Below are 15,957 nucleotides of genomic sequence, written 5' to 3'. Positions count from 1 at the left end.
TGGTTTGCGAATGCCGAGAATTCGGCGTCGGGATCGTTGAAGCCGCCCTCAAGGCCGCTCAATGCTTACCCGCGCAGCTTGCCGAGCTCGGAGACGAGCGCTTCAACCTCGCTGATGCTGAACCGGTCCTTGGAGCTCACCATGTCGTAGAGGTCCTTGATGTCCTCGTATTTGTCGACTTGGAAGTGGGAGGCTTGCATGGCCGCGGCGGAAGCCATGCGCAGCTTAGCCTTGATTCCTTCTATCATGAACTCGACGTTCTCTTGGGTCGGTTGGGATAAATCCATCGGACATCTTCCTCTCGCTAATCACGCTTAGTGATGCCCATTGTACCATAACCGCCGCATCGCTCGAAACCAGGAAACTTGGCGAAGGGGGCGAGTTGGCGGATGGGGCATCTTTTGTTATCGTAGTAGCCATGGGAAGAAGAAAGCCGTAGGATGCATCCTACTGCCGCATCAATCCGACGCCGAGCCTTTAGAGCTGCTCGGGCTGCAGATCCATTTTACGCCGCCGCTCCCGTGCGAGCCTTGGCTTTTGCTCGAGCGATGGCTGCCGTTCGCGCCGTCGATCCCGCCGGCGCCATAGCTCCTATTCGCGCCGTTCCTTGCGCCGGAGCCGGTGCTCCTGCCCGAAGCGCCGCTGCCGGCAGCGGCGCCGCCCGGAGCGGACTCGCCGTGTCCATTGGCGCCGCCAGCCTCGGCGGACGCGCCGCTTCCGCCAGTCTCGCTCGCGGAGCTCGACGATGTTCCGCTTCCGCCCGCATTCTGGACATTGCCGAAAATAATCGTGCCCCCGTTGTTGACGATATAGACCTGACCGATGGAGCAACCGCCCATGGCGCATACCTCCCGTTCAAGAGTCGGAGTCGGAGTGCATACCAGTCCTCTAGCTTTATCCTATGTGCCGCATGTCCATGCGAGTGGGGCTTCCATCGGCTGGCTAATGGCCTTTTTTTGAATGACATCCTTATGCAAGACGAATCGAGCAAGCCATAGCGCTTGGAAAGGAGCCGCAACCCGCATGCCCAACTCGTATTACTCCGACTACCGGCGGACGGAAGAGGCCGCTTCCTTGGAGGCTTTCTTTCGCCTTGCGGCATCCCGGCACGACGCAGGCGAGATCCGCTTCCTCTGTATCGGAACCGACCGGTCGACCGGGGACAGCCTCGGCCCTTGGGTCGGCACGATGCTGCAGGAGAGAGGCTTCGGCCGCGTGATCGGAACGCTTGAAGAGCCCTGCGACGCCGATTATTTGCCCAGAGCGTTGAAGTCGCTCCCTCCGGAAGCTCCGGTTATCGCGATCGATGCCTGCCTCGGAAGGCCGGAGAGCGTCGGCCGCTATCTGCTCGCCGAAGGGCCGCTTCAGCCGGCGAGATCGGTGAGAGGAAGCTTTCCGCCCGTCGGCTCCTTCAGCGTCGCCGCGGTAGTGAACGCCAACGGGCCGAAGCCGCATTGGACGCTGCAGACGACGCCGCTCCTCCGGGTTCTCCGGATGGCGGAGGAGATCGCGGACGCGGCGGCCCTCGCTTGGGGCATGAACGATCATTTGTGTTCGTGGAGGACGATTCGTTACAATAGAACCAACCAATAGGAAGGGACGTGACTTTATGCCATCCATATTGAGCAAGGATCAGCTCAAGATCTCTTACGCCGACGAAGGGCAAGGAATTCCGGTTGTCCTCCTGCACGGATACTGCGGAGACAGCCGTTACTTCGATGAGGTCATTCCGCTCCTGGCTTGGAGATTCCGGGTCATCGCGCCGGATTGCCGGGGCCACGGCGAATCGGGCGCGACGGAAGGCGCGTATTCGATGGACCGGCTCGCCCAGGATGTCGTCGATCTGCTGGACGAGCTGGGAATCGAACGCGCCTTCGTTCTCGGGCATTCCATGGGCGGCTATGCCGCGCTTGCTCTAGCGGAGAAGCATCCGAACCGGCTGCTCGGCTTCGGGCTTCTGCACTCCACTTCTTATCCGGACGACGAGGCTGGACGGGCCGGGCGCGAGAAGGTCGCCAAGCGGGTGGCCGAAGAAGGGATAACGGGCCATATCAACGACCTGATCCCGAAGCTGTTCGCGGCGGAGCATCGGAGCACGATGCCGGAGAAGCTGGATTTCGCCCGCGAGATCGGCTATCGCACTTCTCCCCTGGGCGCCATCGGAGGAGCCTTGGGCATGAAGGAACGCCCCGACCGCACGAGCGTGCTGGAGCAGACGGCGGTTCCGGTCTTGCTGCTTGCGGGCGAAGCGGACGAGGTCATCGGACCGGCGAAGAGGTTCCCGGCAAGCGGCCCGTTGATTACCCAAGTGACGCTTCCCCAGTCCGGCCATATGGGCATGCTGGAGAAACCGTTAGCCTTCGCGCAGACTATCGTGGAGTACGTCGACCGGGCGATGGAGGCGAGAGGCAAGGGGCCTCATGTATAACCGCGACTACTTGATGAGGCTCATCTCCCAGATGACGACGATGATGGGCCAGCTGATGGGGCTGAAGGAACAGAGGAAGAACGACGAGGCTCTGGCTCTCATCGACGAGTTCCTGAACAAGGAGCTGCGAATGCGGACGAAGCTGGCGCTCGGCCTCTCGGACGAGGATCTGCTGCAGATGCTCAGCGTAGGCGGCCAGCCGAACATGGAGTCCGTCGCCATGATCGCCGTATTCCTCCAGGAGGAAGGCGAGATTCTCGAGCAGCAGGGCCAGGTTCACGATACGCTGGCCCGCTACGAGAAAGCGCTCCGGCTCATTTTATACGTCCTGCGGTTGAACGGGCCGATCAAAGGCTTCGAGCTGGAACGCAGAGCGGCCGAGCTGATCGAACGCACGGAGCCCTACGAACGAATGGCGGAGACCAAGCGCTCTCTCTGGCAGTGGTACGAGAGCGAGCTTAAGCTTGCGGATGCGGAGGATTTGCTCTATGAGCTGCGGGAGTCGGGAGGAGCTAGCTTAGAAGAGGGCTTGGCCTTCTACGACCGGCTGGCTGAGCTGGAGGATGGCGATCTGGAGGCCGGAGGCCTTCCGAGGGAAGAGCTCCTGGAAGGCAGGGCCCAATGGAATTTGCTAGCGGGAGAGACGGTACGATGAATCAAGAGAATAGACTTAATCAAGAGAGCGCGGACAAGCGGGAAGAGCTGACGGCGTTCATCCGGGAGACGGTGTCGGGGGAGCGTCTCCTCCAAGCCACGTTCAGCCAGCAGAGGAACAAGGGAGAGGACGCTCCGCGCAAGGTGACGGTGCGCCCCGTGAAGCTGAAGGAAGGGCTGCGCTACCAGTTCGAACGATTGGTGGGCGCCAAGGCGCTGCACAGCAACCTCGCGCGGGAGGAAGCGGCCGTGGAGATTGCCCGCCTGCTGGAGAGCGAATTCCGGCAAGCGCTGTTCAAGACGGCCGAAGCGGACGTGCAGGTGCTGATCAGCAAGAAGGGCAAGCCCGCCCTGCTTCGCAATGCGCCTACCGCCAAGAACGCATCCGCGCCTTCCCACAACAAGACGAAATCGTACGTCTTGCCGGAGGGCGAGCCGGTGCCGTTCCTGATCGAGCTGGGCGTCATGACGCCCGAAGGGCGCGTCGTCAAAGCGAAGTACGACAAGTTCCGGCAGATCAACCGCTTCCTCGAGATGGTATCGGACACGCTGGATTCGTTGCCGCGGGAACGGGAGCTTCGGATCGTCGATTTCGGCTGCGGGAAGTCGTACCTTACCTTTGCGCTTTATCACCTCCTTGCGATCAAGGAGAAGCGGGACGTGCGCATCTTCGGCCTCGATCTGAAAACGGACGTGATCGAGACATGCTCCGCTCTTGCGAAGCGGCTGGGCTGGGAGCGTTTGACGTTCGCGGTCGGCGATATTTCCAAGTACGCGGAGTCGACCAAGGTCGATATGGTGGTCACCTTGCATGCGTGCGATACGGCAACCGATGCGGCGCTGCTGCAGGCGATCGGCTGGGAAGCGGAGGTCGTGCTGTCCGTCCCTTGCTGCCAGCATGAGCTGTTCGGGCAGATCAAGCAGCCGATTCTGAAGCCGCTGCTGAAGCACGGCATTCTCAAGGAGAGGTTCTCGGCGCTGGTCACGGACGCGGTAAGGGCCCAGCTTCTGGAGCTCGCCGGCTACAAGGTGCAGATGCTGGAGTTCATCGATCTCGAGAATACGCCCAAGAACCTGCTCATCCGGGCCGTGCGGAGCGGTCAGCCTCCCAAGCCGGAAGCGCTGCGCGAGTACGAGGAGCTGAAGGCGTTCCTGGATCTGTCTCCTTATATGGAGAAGCACGCCCAAGGCGATCTGGCGAAGCTCCTGGCTCGCCTTTAAACCGAATTGTCGCTCCCTTACAAAGTTCTCTCTCCTGCCTTTAGGAGAGGGATCTTTTTCTTTTTCCGTTTAGGGAATTTTAACTAGTAATCCGAACGGATATTCGCTATGATAGGAAGTGTAAATTTGGTGTAAAATGAAACTTAGTTTCATCTAACGAAACAACTCAAAAAGGAGATGAGGGAGATCATGAGACTTCAATCGTTGTACAGGCAGTTCCTTCATTTCCGCGGTTCCTATCATCCGATCGTTCATTCCTTGCTGCTCGGCACGATTCTGGCGAGAATGGCGTCTTCGATGAGCCTTCCGTTCCTCGCGATCCACTTGACCCGGACGACCGACCTCAGCGCGGTCATGATCGGGTTTATCATCGGCGCGGGCTCGCTTGCGGGAACGTTCGGAGGCTTCGTCGGCGGGACGCTGTCGGACCTATTCGGCCGCCGCAAGATCATGCTCGGAGCTTTGCTCGGCTGGGGCGTCGTCTTCGCGGGATTCGCGACCGCCCAGAATGTTCTGCTCTTTTTCCTCCTCAGCCTTCTTAACGGCTTGTGCCGCTCCTTCTATGAACCGGTGTCCCAAGCCTTGATGGCGGATCTGACGGGGAAGGAGAAGCGCATGCGGGTGTTCTCCCTTCGTTATCTGGCCATCAATATCGGCGTGACGGTAGGGCCGCTGCTCGGCGCGCTCTTCGCCGCGGTGAACAGCTCTCTGGCTTTCTCGATCACGAGCGGCACTTATTTTGCCTATGCCTTCTCACTTTATTTGCTGCTGAACAAGTTCGGCATCCGCCAGATCGAAGTCGAGAAGAAGAAGGACCAGACCTTCCTTAAGGTCTGGAACGTCGTCCGAAGCGATCTTGTCCTTCGGTATTATCTGCTTGGGGGAATCGTGACGGCGATCAGCTATTCCCAGATGACGGCGACCTTGTCCCAATACGTAGGAGGCAAGTTCGAGGATGGGGTAACTCTCTTCGCGGTAATGACCAGCGTGAACGCCATCATCGTCGTCGTGCTGCAGGTGCCCTTCAGCCGATGGGCCGAGAAGAGGACGCCGCTTACCGCGATCGCCGTCGGCACGCTCATGTACGCGCTGGGCAACGTCGGGTTCGGTTTATCCGAGAATTGGTTGTTCTTCCTCTTGTCGATGGCCGTCTTCACGTTCGGAGAGATTCTCACCTTCCCGGCAGGGGCTTTGCTAACGGACAAGATCGCCCCGGAGAAAATGAGGGGAGCTTACTACGGAGCCCAATCGTTCAGCAGCCTCGGCCATTTTATCGGACCGTGGGTCGGCGGTTTGTTGCTGAGTAGGTACAACGGCACGGTCATGTTCGTATCGATGGCTTTCGTCGCCTTGTCTTCCGTCCTGTTCTATCGAATGGGGGAAAGCGTGCTTGCTCGCCGCAACCGAATGGGAACGGCGCCGCGGGAGCTTGGAAGAAAAGCGAAGGCATGACGAACGGGATAGGAAGAAAATGCTAGAAAGTTGTTGTCGAAAAAAACAACGGTATGCTAGAATAAAGGAATTAAGTCCCATATATTTCCGGGGGAATAGAATCGAAGGGTGAATGCTTTGGGACTACTTCGACCTGACTTGTTTATTTTCCTTTGCTTGCTTCTTCTACTCATCATAGTCATCTCTGTTAGCCAAATCACTAAGACTCACAAGGTGTATTTGGCTTTTCATTCTATTATGATGCTTTGGCCGCTTGGCCAGTACATCGTATCCATCGCCGAGAGAACGGACGTTCAACGGATATTCGTTAAGGTTTCTTTCGTCTCCATCGCTTTGATAGGCGTCAGTTGGCTGTTCTTCGTCTTGTTCCTAACGCAGCGTACCGCTTGGCTTACGAAGCCAAGGATTGCGGGCGCCCTCCTTCCTTCTCTGATCAGCATAATCGCTGTCGTCTGGAATCCGAACGGTTTGTTCTTCGTATCGGAGAACGAGCACTTCGCCGAACGCCAGTACGGGCCGATGTTCTGGCTGCTGGCTTTGATCCAATTCATCTATCTCTCCGTCACCCTGTTCAGCATGTACTACACCATGAGGAACGACCATTCCGTCAAGAGGCGGAAGCAGATGATGCTTACCTTGTTCGGGATGCTCGTCTTGACCGTGTTCGCGGTCCTGGACATGCTCTTGAACGTGGTTCTGCAGGACAGGCTGCCGATTATTTCGGGATTGATGTCGGTCGGGATCCTGCTCTCGGATTTGTGCTTTGTGGTGGTGATCTCGCGTTACGGGATGTTCGACGTGCTCAGCATGGCGCAGAAAGACATCATCGACCATATGAGCATGGGAATCATCGTCGTCGACGAGAGCAACCGGGTGATCGAAGTGAATCGGGGAACCGAGCCGTTCGCCCTGGTCGCCAAGAAAGACGTCTTCGAGATGGACAAGTTCCTCTCCGCGGTCGAGGATCAGGAAGAAGTCCGCGAGTTTCTATATCGTTACCGCAACACCCCGTACGTTCGCCAGCAGACGGAGATCTCATGGAGGGACGGAAGGTACGTATCGATTCAGATCTCGCCCGTTCTCGACGATATGAAGTCCGTGCTGGCGAAAGTCATAACCTTCCAGGACGTGACCGAGCAGCGCAAGCATGTGGACGATATGAACCGCAAGAACGAAGCGCTGCACGAGAGGAATCTGGAGCTGATCCTGATCCAGGAAGAGCTCTTCCGCGTCAACCAGAAGCTGGAGCAGATGGCGATCACCGACGGCCTGACCGGCTGCTACAACCGCAGGTTCCTTATGCAGCAGCTCGAGCACGAGGTCATGCTGAACCATCGCTACCAAACGCCGTTCTCCATCTTTCTTTTCGACATCGACCACTTCAAGCTCTTCAACGATCGATACGGGCATCTCATCGGGGATGAAGTGATCTGCAAGACGGTGGATACCGTGCGCGGCACCCTTCGCAAGACGGATATTCTGGCCCGATACGGCGGAGAAGAGTTCACGATCTACCTGCCTCATACGAACCGGGAGCAAGCGGAGGTTCTAGCGGAGCGGATTCTGAGGGCCGTGACCGAGATCGAGGTCGATACCGGCAAGGAGAAGACGGGAATCACGATCAGCATGGGGACGTTCACCGAGGAATCGTTCGATACTCCGATCAGGGACGTAAAGGAATATTTGAGGTTTATCTTCTCTCAAGTGGATACGGCGCTCTATGAGGCGAAGAACCAGGGCAGGAATTGTATTGTAGTGGCCTCTTAGTTCGAATATTGATATACTGTGTCTTAACAAAAGTTTGCATGGAGAGGAGGGGCGAGGTTGGAGCGATCGGGACGTTACGTGGGATTAAGTCTTGGACTTCTTATCAGCGCGGCTGCCGTCGGGCTTGCCGCCGCTGGCTCGGGTTGGACCGGGCATGAGCTCTTCGTCGCCTCCTCAGGTATCGGCTTCCTCTTGACCCTGCTTCCGTTAGGCTGGTACTTGGGACAGAAGTTTGATCATCTCAAGGAGAGATCCGTACGGGACAGCCTGACCTGCGCCTATAACCGGCGATTCATCGAAGAGTGCTTCCCGCGTCTCTCCGAACAGGCTCTGGGCAGAAGCAAGAAGATGACGGTAACTCTCATCGACGTGAACGACTTTAAAGTCATCAACGATACATACGGTCATATCGCAGGGGATCACGTGCTGAACAGGATCGTCGACGTTCTTAAGGGACGGACGGACCGCGGCGAGATTATCGGACGATGGGGCGGCGACGAGTTCATCCTCTTGAGTCCATACGCGGAACGCGGGGCGATGAGCAGCCTGCACCTGGAGATCCAAGCCAAGCTCGAGGCGCTCTCCCAACAGGAGAACAAGCGATTGTCGGTCTCCATCGGTTCCGCCGTCTTCCCGGACGACGGCAAGCTGCTATCCCAACTAGTGGCTTGCGCCGATCGGAAGATGTACGAGAACAAGAGCACGATCAAGCAAGTCGAGACGGCTCCTCCTGCACGGAGAATGAACGCCTAGCATCCGCTCGATCGAATGGACGAGCTTCATCTACCTCATTTTGGCCAAACATGCTATAGTTAGCGTAATGACAAAGAAATACGTTAATGGCAAACTTGTCGAAAGGCAAGGACGCAAAGCTAAAGGGTCTAACGTTCGCGAGAACAATGACAGCCTGGCCGCCGAAGGTTTCGCTTCTTCATAGAGGCTATAGAGTCGGTTCCGGGCTGCTTCCATGTGGAGGCCGCCTTTTTTCATGGCTTCTTACGGGTTATTCGCGGCGAGTGGCCAAGGAGAGGGTGTAGATCCCGATGGGTCAAGAAGAAGCTAACAATCGCAGGGCAGCGCTAGCCCCGGATAGGGATGCGATCTCTCTGAAAACGCTGCTGCATTGCCGAACGGTCGTGGAGAAGCAGAACTTCGTGTCGACGGGAATCATGACGCGGGCGGAGGGGGAATTGTTCGAGATCGAGCTTAACGAGTTCGAGCTGTTCGAGCTTGGCGAGAGCGTCAAGCTGACGGTATACTCTCCCGCAGGCATTCAATCGTTCCACTCCATCGTCTTCGCGAAGTACGACGGGGCGATCGCCATCATTCAGCCTCCGGCCGTCAGCCAGAGATTCCAGGAGAAAAGAGAGTTTTTCCGCGTGGAAGCTTCCGGAGAAGCCCAGATCATCCGGTTGGTCCGGGACGACGGGGAAGTTCGAACGCTGAGTACGCCGCTGGAGGCTAAATTGCGGGATATCAGCTTGGGTGGCGTGGGCCTCGTCATGCCGCCGCACGAGGAGATGAAGCAGGTCAGCCGGATCGGCGCCGTTCTCCACCTCGGGTTCCCGTTCGCTTGCGACCTTGAAGTCGTCCGCCGGGAACGCCTTCTCGATGAGATTCATTACGGCTTCCGCATGAAGGCGGTTGATACGGAGATGCTCCGTCCGCTGAGAGCCTTTATTCTCCGGAACCAGGTGGAACTCAATATCCAAGCCCGGAGCGCGGAGGGGCGCAAACGCGGGGCGAACGGCAAATAGGGTGCGAACGGCAACAGAACGAAGAACGGCGTAACATAAGGCGATCACGAACGGCAACAGAACGAAGAACGGTAATAACAATAGGCGATCACGACAGCAACAGAACGAAGAACGGTAATAACGAACGGCAAACACCAACGATCCGCAATTAACGCTCTCTGTCCGGTTGGATGGAGGGCTTTTTTGGCTTAGAGCCGGGGTTAAGCGCTTGGACTAATGAACGTGAAATCAAACATCCAGATGCCGGAATGAACTGTCTTTATAGGCGGGTAGGAGCGGCGCCTCTTGCCTTGTTTTGCCGTTCAGTCTAAGCTTAGAGGATATGCTTGGAAAATAATTGGAATTCTAAGAATCGGAGAAGTGTGCGTCTATGAGAAGCAAGTCGTGGAACATAGCGGTTGCATGGGCCGGAGGGGCGGCTGTCGCATGGATCTTGATCGACGCCGCGCTGCGTCAAGGCATGTACTTCGAAGCGGACATCTACCCGGTAGAGATCCTCCTGCTTGCCTTGGCGGCACTCGTCGGAATTGGCGGCGCTATCCTGGGATGGCGGCGACGGCAGAGGATCATTCCGGGTTGGGCGCTGCTCCCCTTCGCGATTGGAGCGGCTTACGGCTTGCATCTCCTGCTGGATCCGGTCAGTTGGAAAGGAACGATGGACTCTTTCATTCGCTGGACGGCTTATGGATCCTGGACCGTGCTGCTAGCGGTCTACCTGTCTGCTGCCCGCAATCGGCAGGCTGCATGGATCGCCCTGCAGGCAACCTTCTCCGTTCTGATTCTCGGCTCCTGGATCGGTTGGTTCGGCTGGATCGACGTTGACGGCCTGGTGTTCCGTTCCGATCAGGCGGCGCTGGCTGCGACTGGGGCGCGGCTCGCCGGCTTCCTGCAGTACCCGAATGCTTTCGGGGCCGTCGCGGCTTTTATCGTTGTGATCGAGTGGCAGCTTCTGACTTCAAGCCATCGGCGGATATCCCGAACGGCGTCGCTGCTGCTTGTCCCGTCGCTTGCCGCCTTGCTCCTGACCGAATCGAGAGGAGCGACTATCGCTTTGCTGGGGGCTTTCCTGCTCGGTTTGCTGTTCGGAGGGAGAATGAAGCTCGGCTATGGCTTGGCAACGGCGGGAATCTCCCTTGGCTTGGCTTCGCTTGCAGCTAGCACGGCGTTCCAAACGATGCGAAGCGGAGAGCCCGGGAACGGAATCTGGATGCTGGCTGGAGCCGCTTGCCTAGGTGCCTTGCTGCTGGAGGCGCTTCGGCGGGAAGCGGAGCGTTATTGGCACAGCTTCGACTCTAGCGGAAGGGTTCGGCTGGTTCCGAGAAACAAGCGTTTCTCGCTCGCGTCGCCTCTGTGGGGGGCGATCCTGCTGGCGCTTGGCTGCGCGGCAGCTTATCTGCTTCTAGCCCAGGGAGAGACGGGCGGAGCCAGGCTGGACGGGCATTACGAGACCGCCTCGGCCAGACAGCTGTATTATGCCGACGCGCTGCGGATGTTCAACGATCGGCCTTGGGTGGGTGCCGGGGGAGAGAGCTGGCGAATGCTCGTCGGACAATACAAGAACGTTCCCTATATCGGCAATGAAGTCCACAGCGGCTATCTGGAGATCCTGATCGACACGGGGCTGGTCGGGATCCTGCTGCTGCTCGGCATGCTGTTTTATTTCCTGTTCAAGCTGCGGGTTCGGCCTTCGGCCGCATGGCCGCCAGCCGCGCTGCTGCTCGCCCATTCCGCCGTCGATTTCGACTGGGCGTTCGGCTTCGTCTGGCTCTTGCTTCTGTTCTGGTTCGCTTTGCAGATGCGAGAGAGCGAAGAGGCGAAAACGATTCGTACGGATGAGGAAGCAGGGGACCCGAGCTTGAAGAAGGATGAAAATTCGTATTCTCCTTTGAACACGGAGCCGGACCCGGATCCGTCAAATGCTTCACCGCGCTCCGATCCATCGTGGCCCTTCTCGAACAAGGGAAGCGCTTCGCAGCCGGGTTCATCCGGCCGCAAAGCGCGGGGAGCCAGCGCGCTGATCGCCGCGCTGCTGCTGGTTGCCGCCGCCGCCGCGCTGCCTGCGGCGTGGCGAAGCCTGGACGCCGCGAGCGAGCGCGATTCCGCGCTCGCGGCGGCGCCTTCCGCGCGCGAGGCGGGGCTGCGCGCGGCTCTGGCATCGAACCCGGCATGGAGCCGGGTTCGGCTGGAGCTCGCCCCTCTCCTGCCGGCGCAGGAGAGGGTAGAGCTGTTGGCGCGGGGATTGCGGTATGATCCGCAATACCCGGCGCTGGAGTTTCAGCTCGGCATGGCCTATGCCGAGCTGGCGGAGCCCGCGGCCGCGGCCGCGCACTTGCGCGAAGCGCTGCGGCTCGACCGCTTCGACCGCGAGGCGCAGAACGCCGCCATCGCGCGCACGGCGGTCTTGGCCGAGCGCTACGCCGCGGCGGGCAGCACCGACCGCTCCGCCGTCGCGGCCGACGCTGCCATCGACATGTTCGAAGGGTATCGCGAGCTATATCGCACGACCTACAAGGGCAAGAGCAACCCGTGGGACGACAAGGACCAAGCGTTGTTCAGCTCGGCCAAGTATAACGCGGCAAGCGCCATGCTGCTGCGCGGCAGGCAGGAGGAGGCGGCCCAGCTCCTGCGGGAAGTCGAGAGCGAGAGCTCCGAGGAGTGGAGCCGTCTGGCGAGGGAGAAGCTCGCTGCTCTAAACATATAGTCCAAAAAATCGACTAACGGAACGCAAATAGCGGCTTTGGAGGCCGAGATAGTGGGAAAAATCGACTAACGGAGTGCGCAGAGGGGGTTCGGAGTCCGAGTAGTCGAAAAAATCGACTAACGGAGCGCGCAGAGGGGGTTCGGAGTCCGAGATAGTCGGAAAAATCGACTAACGGAGCGCGCAGAGGGTGTCCGGAGGCCGAGATAGTGGGAAAAATCGACTAACGGAGCGCGCAGAGGGTGTCCGGAGGCCGAGATAGTGGGAAAAATCGACTAACGGAGTGCGCAGAGGGTGTCCGGAGGCCGAAATAGTGGGAAAAATCGACTAACGGAGCGCGCAGTGGATGTAGTCTAGAAAGTAGACACGCTGTAACAGCGACCTGCTACAATAAAATCACTAAAAAGGTCGAGGTGTGTCATGGGCGATATCCGTCAGCATTTTGATGATGAGTTTAAGCGTCAAACGATTAAACACATGCAAGAGAACGGTAAAACACCAGCTGAAGTTTCTAAAGAGCTGGACATTCCCGTAAGCAGCATTCGTGCATGGAGAAAAAAGTTTGCTAATGCCGGAGAAAAATCGCAGGTGTTTGTTGATTATGAAAAGCTGAAAAAGCTTGAAGAACAAAACCGCGAGTTGCAGGAGGAACTCGAGATCTTAAAAAAGGCGATGCACTTCTTCACCAAAAGCCGAAACTGATTTACGCGTTCATTCGCAAATACCGCTTCCAGTTTCGTGTCGAGAAGATGTGCGCTGTCATGGGTGTTTCCCGAAGCGGCTACTATAAGTGGGTAAATCGTAAACCAAGCGATCAAGAGAAGCTTCGCAAGAAGCGTATGAAGCGAATTCAGCATCACTTCTACGCCTTTAAAAGACGATATGGCAGCGATAAAATCGCGGCTAAATTGCGTGAAGAGGGCGATGTTGTTGCGCCAAAGACCGTCGCCAACCTGATGAAGGAAATGGGACTACGTTCCTGCACGGTGAAGAAATACAAAGCAACCACGAACTCCAACCATAACCAACCGGTTTATGAGAACGTGCTGAACCGTGGCTTTAAGGTGCAGGCGCCGAACAAAGTATGGGTAACGGATATTACCTACATTGCCACTCTTCAAGGTTGGGTCTATCTTGCCAGCGTAATGGATCTTTACTCTCGAAAGATCGTGGGCTGGGCGCTTGGAGAGCGGATGACCAAGGAACTTGTACTTGAAGCTTTCGATAAGGCCTGTGAGCGTCAAAAGCCAGCTGCAGGCCTTATCCACCATTCGGATCGCGGCTCTCAGTATGCCTCAGCAGAGTACCGGGAACGGTTAACGAAAAACAACATGATAGGCAGCATGAGCCGAAAAGGGAATTGCTATGACAATGCCTGTATTGAGGCATTTCATAGTGTGATAAAGAAAGAGCTCATTTACCAAACCAAATTTAGAACTCGTAAACAAGCCTATGATGCCATTTACGAGTACATCGAGTTAGAGTACAACCGCATTCGCATCCACTCGACCATTAGCTACTTAACTCCACATGCTTGCGAGAAAAAGTACTACGAGCAACTCCAGGGAGCGTAAAGTTGTGTCCACTTTCTTGACAGAGGTACAGTTTGAACGGTTTTCTTGTTTGGGGACGCTATCTCCCTCCTCTGCAGCCCGTTCGGCGCTCCGATAGTCGATTTATTCGGCTATCTCCCTCCTCTGCAGCCCGTTCGGCGCTCCGATAGTCGATTTATTCGGCTATCTCCTTCCTCTGCAGCCCGTTTGGCGCTCCGATAGTCGATTTTTTCGACTATCTACCTCCTCTACAGCCCGTTCGGCGCTCCGGTAGTCGATTTTTTCGACTATCTACCTCCTCTACAGCCCGTTCGGCGCTCCGGTAGTCGATTTTTTCGACTATCTCCCTCCTCTGCAGCCCGTTCGGCGCTCCGGTAGTCGATTTTTTCGACTATCTCCCTCTCCGTGCGCTACATATGTGAGTTATTGAACTTTGTTCAATAACGCCCCCGTTCCCCGCTCCTTTTTGACCGAGTTATTGAACTTTGTTCAATAACGCCCCCGTTTCTCGCTCCTCTTTGACCTAGTTATTGAACTTTGTTCAATAACGGCCCACCTACATCCTCCTACTAGCTCGAGTTTTTATGATTTTCCCAATAGGCCATCTATCCGCGCCTTTCTGCGACGAGTTAATGCGATTTTCGCAATAACGTCGCCTCCCGCCTTATCGAACTCCTACCGGTTGCCTCCGCTTATTTCCCCCGCCTAGCCGCTTCGTGTATACTGGTAAGCATTATTTAGTTTACCGGAGGAGATTGTCCGCATGACATCGTTGCCTGCAGCCTACGTCGAACGAATCAAGCAGCAGTTGGGCGGGGAAGCCGACGCTTTCCTAAGGAGCTATGATTCGCCGAGAACGTACGGCCTGCGACTGAACCCGTTGAAGACCGACTGTACGAGCGAGACGGAGGCTGACCTTCCTCTTGGAACCGCCATTCCATCCGAAAACAGCCCATCCGCTCCTCATTTTCCCGATAATCAGCAAGCCGACGCCGATTCCGATGCCGACTCCCGCCGCACTGACTCGAACGTCTATGGAACGCGCGCTCACCCTGCCGCAGAAGCTGCGAAGGAATTGTTCCGGCTGAAGCCGGTGCCCTGGTGCGGAACCGGATATTATTACGAGGAGAGCACTCGCCCGGGCAAGCATCCTTTCCATGCGGCGGGACTCCTCTATATCCAAGAGCCGTCGGCCATGATCGCCGCGGAGCTGCTCGATCCTCAGCCCGGCGAGCTCGTGCTCGACCTGGCTGCGGCCCCCGGCGGCAAAACAACCCAGATCGCCGGCAAGCTTGCCGGGCGAGGGCTGCTCGTCGCGAACGAGATTCACGCGGGTCGGGCGAAGATCCTGGCCGAGAACGTCGAGCGGATGGGCATCCGCAACGCCGTCGTGACGAATGCGGCGCCGGACGAGCTCTCCACGCGATGGCCGGAGGCGTTCGACCGCATCATGCTGGACGCTCCCTGCTCGGGCGAAGGTATGTTCCGCAAGGACGACGGAGCCGTCGCGGAATGGTCGCCGGCAGCGGTGGACGTCTGCGTCGGCCGCCAGCGCTCGATCCTGCCCGACGCCGCGCGGATGCTGAAGCGGGGAGGAAGGCTGGTGTACTCGACGTGCACGTTCAATCGCGCGGAGAACGAAGAGACGATCGCCTGGTTCTTGAGCGAGCATCCCGATTTCGTTCTTCTGAAGGAAGAGCGCATGTGGCCTCATCAACTGGAAGGCGAAGGACACTACGCCGCCGTATTGGAGAGGGCGGCAACGGCTGTCAACGCAACCGATATCGAATACGAAACCAGCCGGCCTCAGGCTCAGGAATCGCGTTCGAAGCCCAAGAGCCGACCCTCGAAGGGTCGGCGAAGCGATTCATCGGCTTCGAGCTCCCAAACGCCAGCGGCGGCCATGGAGCTATTCCGGCAATTCGCGCGAGAAGCGCTGCCCGGCTTCGCCCTCTCCCCGGACGGCGAGCCGCTTCTGTTCGGCGACGCGCTCTATTGGCTGCCCACGCCCGCGGGCAGTCCGCTCCGCAGCGATACGCTAGCCGGGCTACGCACGCCTCGGCCGGGCCTTCATCTCGGCGACGTGCTCAAGGGACGCTTCGAGCCCAGCCACGCCCTCGCTATGGCCGCCTGCGCGACGGACGCCGCGAGAAGCGCGGATTACGCTCCGGACAGCCATGAGGCAGCGGCTTACCTGCGCGGAGAGAGCCTCCCGGCTCCCGATCCCGCCGTCAAAGGCTGGGGCTTGCTGACGGTCATGGGACTGCCGCTCGGCTGGTTTAAAGCGAGCGACGGCCAACTCAAAAACCGCCTCCCCAAAGGGCTGCGGTTGCCTTAATCGTTATCTTCAGCTGCCGGCAAACAGCCCGCAAGGGCCTCTCGCCGTCGGCCGTCCGACCGGCGGCACCGCCCCAACTAGGCGAATTG

Annotated in this window: 12 protein-coding genes, 1 pseudogene and 1 riboswitch; of the genes and pseudogenes, 11 read left to right on the top strand and 2 right to left on the bottom strand. The window is 57.9% G+C overall.

The features are described 5' to 3' along the window. Positions 1-65 precede the first annotated feature (65 nt). Together ELR57_RS08285 and ELR57_RS08280 are read right to left on the bottom strand one after the other, a co-directional pair. Complete coding sequence (locus tag ELR57_RS08285) at positions 66-287, bottom strand: DUF1128 domain-containing protein (protein ID WP_126958553.1); 222 nt, start codon at positions 285-287, stop codon at positions 66-68. Between the two features lie 171 nt (positions 288-458). Then, positions 459-839, bottom strand: a complete 381-nt coding sequence (locus tag ELR57_RS08280) for a hypothetical protein (RefSeq protein WP_126958552.1) — start codon at positions 837-839, stop codon at positions 459-461. 184 nt (positions 840-1,023) lie between these two features. On the opposite strand from ELR57_RS08280, the gene yyaC reads away from it, so the two are divergent. From yyaC to ELR57_RS08215, 11 genes and pseudogenes are all read left to right on the top strand, one after another. Next, on the top strand, positions 1,024-1,593 hold the full coding sequence (yyaC, locus tag ELR57_RS08275; protein ID WP_126958551.1) for a spore protease YyaC: 570 nt from the start codon (positions 1,024-1,026) through the stop codon (positions 1,591-1,593). A 16-nt stretch (positions 1,594-1,609) separates the two neighbouring features. Continuing rightward, a complete protein-coding gene (locus ELR57_RS08270; RefSeq protein ID WP_126958550.1) occupies positions 1,610-2,428 on the top strand; it encodes an alpha/beta fold hydrolase in 819 nt (272 codons plus the stop codon). Continuing rightward, positions 2,421-3,083, top strand: a complete 663-nt coding sequence (locus ELR57_RS08265; protein WP_126958549.1) for a DUF6483 family protein — start codon at positions 2,421-2,423, stop codon at positions 3,081-3,083. Before ELR57_RS08270 ends, ELR57_RS08265 begins: the two co-directional genes overlap by 8 nt. Beyond that, positions 3,080-4,303 (top strand): class I SAM-dependent methyltransferase, encoded by a 1,224-nt coding sequence (locus tag ELR57_RS08260; protein WP_126958548.1) that lies wholly within the window; start codon positions 3,080-3,082, stop codon positions 4,301-4,303. The genes ELR57_RS08265 and ELR57_RS08260 overlap by 4 nt, the downstream gene beginning before the upstream one ends. A gap of 189 nt (positions 4,304-4,492) precedes the next feature. Continuing rightward, positions 4,493-5,755: an MDR family MFS transporter gene (locus ELR57_RS08255; RefSeq protein ID WP_126958547.1), complete on the top strand. Its 1,263-nt coding sequence runs from the start codon at positions 4,493-4,495 to the stop codon at positions 5,753-5,755. Positions 5,756-5,863: 108 nt separating this feature from the next. Further along, positions 5,864-7,522 carry a histidine kinase N-terminal 7TM domain-containing diguanylate cyclase gene (locus ELR57_RS08250; RefSeq protein WP_126958546.1) on the top strand — a complete coding sequence of 553 codons (1,659 nt, stop codon included), beginning with the start codon at positions 5,864-5,866 and terminating at the stop codon, positions 7,520-7,522. A gap of 57 nt (positions 7,523-7,579) precedes the next feature. Next, positions 7,580-8,275, top strand: coding sequence for a GGDEF domain-containing protein (locus tag ELR57_RS08245; protein ID WP_126958545.1), 696 nt, complete (start codon positions 7,580-7,582; stop codon positions 8,273-8,275). A 78-nt stretch (positions 8,276-8,353) separates the two neighbouring features. Then, positions 8,354-8,441: riboswitch (cyclic di-GMP riboswitch) on the top strand. Between the two features lie 124 nt (positions 8,442-8,565). Continuing rightward, a complete protein-coding gene (locus ELR57_RS08240; protein ID WP_126958544.1) occupies positions 8,566-9,279 on the top strand; it encodes a PilZ domain-containing protein in 714 nt (237 codons plus the stop codon). Between the two features lie 370 nt (positions 9,280-9,649). Beyond that, a complete protein-coding gene (locus ELR57_RS08235) occupies positions 9,650-11,980 on the top strand; it encodes an O-antigen ligase family protein (protein WP_126958543.1) in 2,331 nt (776 codons plus the stop codon). A gap of 426 nt (positions 11,981-12,406) precedes the next feature. Continuing rightward, a pseudogene (locus ELR57_RS08225) lies at positions 12,407-13,551 on the top strand (IS3 family transposase). Positions 13,552-14,293: 742 nt separating this feature from the next. Beyond that, positions 14,294-15,868: an RsmB/NOP family class I SAM-dependent RNA methyltransferase gene (locus tag ELR57_RS08215; protein WP_238162446.1), complete on the top strand. Its 1,575-nt coding sequence runs from the start codon at positions 14,294-14,296 to the stop codon at positions 15,866-15,868. The last annotated feature ends 89 nt before the right edge of the window (positions 15,869-15,957 follow it).

Source organism: Cohnella sp. AR92 (assembly GCF_003990975.1).
In the GTDB taxonomy this organism is placed as follows: domain Bacteria; phylum Bacillota; class Bacilli; order Paenibacillales; family Paenibacillaceae; genus Cohnella.
Note: the sequence above shows the minus strand (reverse complement) of the source record. Positions and strands in the feature narration are given on the sequence as shown.